Here is a 3,146-nt window from a genome sequence, read left to right as displayed (position 1 = left end):
CCCCATGCTGGCTGTTTCACTCGCATTGGGGTTCGTCTTTACTTGCGATGGTGTCTTTTTCTATACCTACACCAATGGGCCGTCAGCAGCGGCCGAGAGTGCCCTCGTTCGAGGATGTCTCTTGATTGGGATTTTTAGGAAGGGATTTCGTTGTGGAAAACGGTTTAGTCAAAGACGCCAAGTTGATCGAGTCTGTTGTGACGGACACGGGCAAAGGCGAGCCACGCGTGTCCTTTACCGAAGCGACCGAAGACTTCATCGGCGATGTGACCAATGGTGACGTATCCGGAGTGATGGAATACATCACGTTGTATCTGGTACCCCAATTGTTTTTGGCTGCGATCGGTCTGGCCGTCATCTTTCTCGGTTATCTAGTCGCCAGCTATCTGTCGCGGATCATCAGCAAACCGGTGCGTCGCCGCGTCGACGAAACACTGGGGATTTTTGTTGGCAGGATCGTCTTTTACTGCACCATGTTCGGCGTGGTCGGGGCGGTGCTGTCGAAGATGGGCGCTCCGCTGGGCGGATTGGCCGCGATGCTCGCCGCCGCTGGCTTTGCGATCGGTTTGGCGTTTCAAGGCACGCTCAGCAATTTTGCTTCGGGTGTATTGATGTTGGTCTTTCGTCCGTTCAAGGTGGGCGATGTTGTGAACGCCGCCGGGGTGATGGGGAAGGTCAATGAAATTGATTTGTTCACCACGACGCTTGATACTCCTGACAACCGCCGGATCGTGGTTCCCAACAGTTCGATCTCGGGCGGAACCATTGAAAATATCAGCCACCATGCTCATCGCCGCGTCGAGGTCCCGGTGGGGGTCGCTTATGCCGCTGACATTGATGCCACGCGTGCCGCATTGACTGCGGCGGTGATGAAATTTGAAAGCGAGATCATTCCAGGCGAATCGCGGGGCCATGCCGTCATTATGAGTAATCTGGGGGCGAGCTCGGTCGATTGGCTGGTCCGGATGTGGGTGCCATCGAAGGAATTTTTTCGTTTGAAGGAAGCGTTGACCGTGGAAGTCAAACGCCATCTTGATGCCAACGAGATCAGCATCCCGTTTCCTCAATTGGATGTTCACCTGAGCCGCGGGGACGGGGCCGACGAAGCGGTGTTCCAGCGTCCACGTGTTCGTCCGCTGCGACGTGCCGTTGACGGCCACGCGATGCCTCGCGCCTCGTAAATCCCTCGTTTTCTTTGTAGCGGAGCGCTACCAATGAAGATCAGGACGGGCCATGGGGCCACCGCTCGGTCATCAAACGCTCTAGGTTTTGGCCAGCAAACGACTTAAATCGCTTTGCAATAAAATTTCCAAATCGACAACCATGGCCACCGCTCCAGCGATTATGATGACGCCCACTTTTCAGTAGTACACATCAGCGTTCATCACACTCTTGTTTTTCCGTATCAAGGTTCGCGTCGATCGCGAGGCTGACATGGATCGATAGCGATCAACATCGTGATGAACAGGGACGAAGGAGCAAGACGGAGCATGTGGCACTCAAGCCGGGGAGATCGAACGTTAAGAGGTAGCGAAGCAACGTTGGTCAGTCTGGCCATCGACACGATGATCGATGCCATCTTGTTGCATTTCGATGACGAGGATGAATCATCGATGGCGCCGGAATGCCAAACCGGGATCGCAGTGTACGATTCGCTAACGGCTTCTCAACGAATCGGTTTGTTACATGATATCGCTCGCTATCTGTTAACCGATACCGAGTCGGTAATGGCGTTGTCCGCTGCGACCGAAGCCGCGATTGCAGCGATCTATGTCGAAGTACGTGATCAAGTGGCAATCGAAATTGATTTGTACAGCGAAAATGCTCAGAACGAACGAGTGACTGATATCGCTCCGTGGCGAAGTTTGGTGCTGTCGGCGTACCAGTCGTTGTTCCGAGCCGCAGAGCCAGGCGAAGATTTTCACAGCGAAGCCGACTTGGCGTGTGATCCATCCGCTTTGCCTGCGGTCACCTCGGATGATCTGCCACGTTGGGAAACGTTGATCGAACGGTTGACCGATGCGGTGCTGTGGGATCGCGATTTTGAGATGGCCGATAGCTTTCTTGATGTGGACCCCGGCATCTCGGATCGTCGCCGTCGCTTGCTCGGTATCGATGCCGACTATTTCACCTGTGTCGCCCCCGATCCGCGTCCCGAACAAGTGATGCGTTTGGTTTGGAATACCCGTGACATCATTCGTTCGAAGCCGCGTTAGGGTTTCAGCTAGGTTGCACAAGATTTTGATCCGATTCATCTTGCCACCGCCTGCGTAAAATCGGCAAACTGCGTTACCTTCTTGCAGCAACTTTGGACTGCGTTTGGTTCCACGAAGGTTTGCCGAATCATGAAACCACTGCTCTCGCTGTTGCGAGCCATTCATTGTCGCAATACGCATCATTTTTTCGCGATCGATGCATTGCCCCTGGTGGCAAGCGACAGCGGTAAGCGTTTGACCCAGTTGCTGCTGCGCTACCATGATCACTATCTTCGCGGAGCAACGGATCCCGATTACCGTTTTCGTGATTATCAAAATCACGTGGTCCACGTCAGCGAAGGATATTGGGGGGGCGCTCCACGCGTGGCTCACCAGTGGTATGACCGCTTGATGAAATACTTGCGGACCGATCGTTGGACCGACGCGGCACATGCGGCGGGCGTGCTAAGCCACTACTTCACCGATCCACTGCAGCCGCTGCACACCGCCCATGGTGAGCGTGAACGTGTGCTGCACCAGCCGATCGAATGGAGTGTTCAAGCGTCGTATCGAAGCATTTTCGAGGATTGGAAACGCAGCGACTTGCAGGTCGTATTTCAGCTCGCCGAGAATCCAGGCTGGCTCGGCGAAGCGATCCTGCATGGCGCTCGCTTTGCGAATCAAAAGTATGACGTGCTGATTCAGCATTACGATTTACAAAAGAGTGTCGACAATCGAGCGGCCGCGTTTGATTCGCTCTCGCGCGCCGCATTGGCCGAATTGGTGGGTTTGACCGTCACCGGATGGGCATGTGTGCTGGAACGCATCGCGAGCGAAGCCGAACATATCCGCGGTGACTCGCTCCCCACGTTTTCACTGTGGCAGCCTTTCGTTGCGGCGACGATCAAAACACCGTTTCGACTTTGGGCCAACCGCATCGAGTCAAAATGG

General features: G+C 54.7%; 2 protein-coding genes and 1 pseudogene. All 3 read left to right on the top strand.

Annotation, left to right across the window (positions count from 1 at the left end):
- Window positions 1-182 precede the first annotated feature (182 nt).
- On the top strand, window positions 183-1,181 hold the full coding sequence (locus ABX962_RS33640) for a mechanosensitive ion channel family protein (protein WP_372726047.1): 999 nt from the start codon (window positions 183-185) through the stop codon (window positions 1,179-1,181).
- A 309-nt stretch (window positions 1,182-1,490) separates the two neighbouring features.
- Entirely contained in the window at window positions 1,491-2,216 is a 726-nt protein-coding gene (locus tag ABX962_RS33635; RefSeq protein WP_040764695.1) for a hypothetical protein, read from the top strand.
- A 129-nt stretch (window positions 2,217-2,345) separates the two neighbouring features.
- Window positions 2,346-3,146: pseudogene (locus tag ABX962_RS33630) on the top strand (DUF4332 domain-containing protein); the annotation flags it as partial.

Origin of the sequence: Novipirellula sp. (assembly GCF_041583735.1) — a bacterium.
GTDB lineage: Bacteria > Planctomycetota > Planctomycetia > Pirellulales > Pirellulaceae > Novipirellula.
The sequence above is the reverse complement of the archived record's forward strand: the minus strand, read 5'-3'. Positions and strand labels throughout refer to the sequence as shown.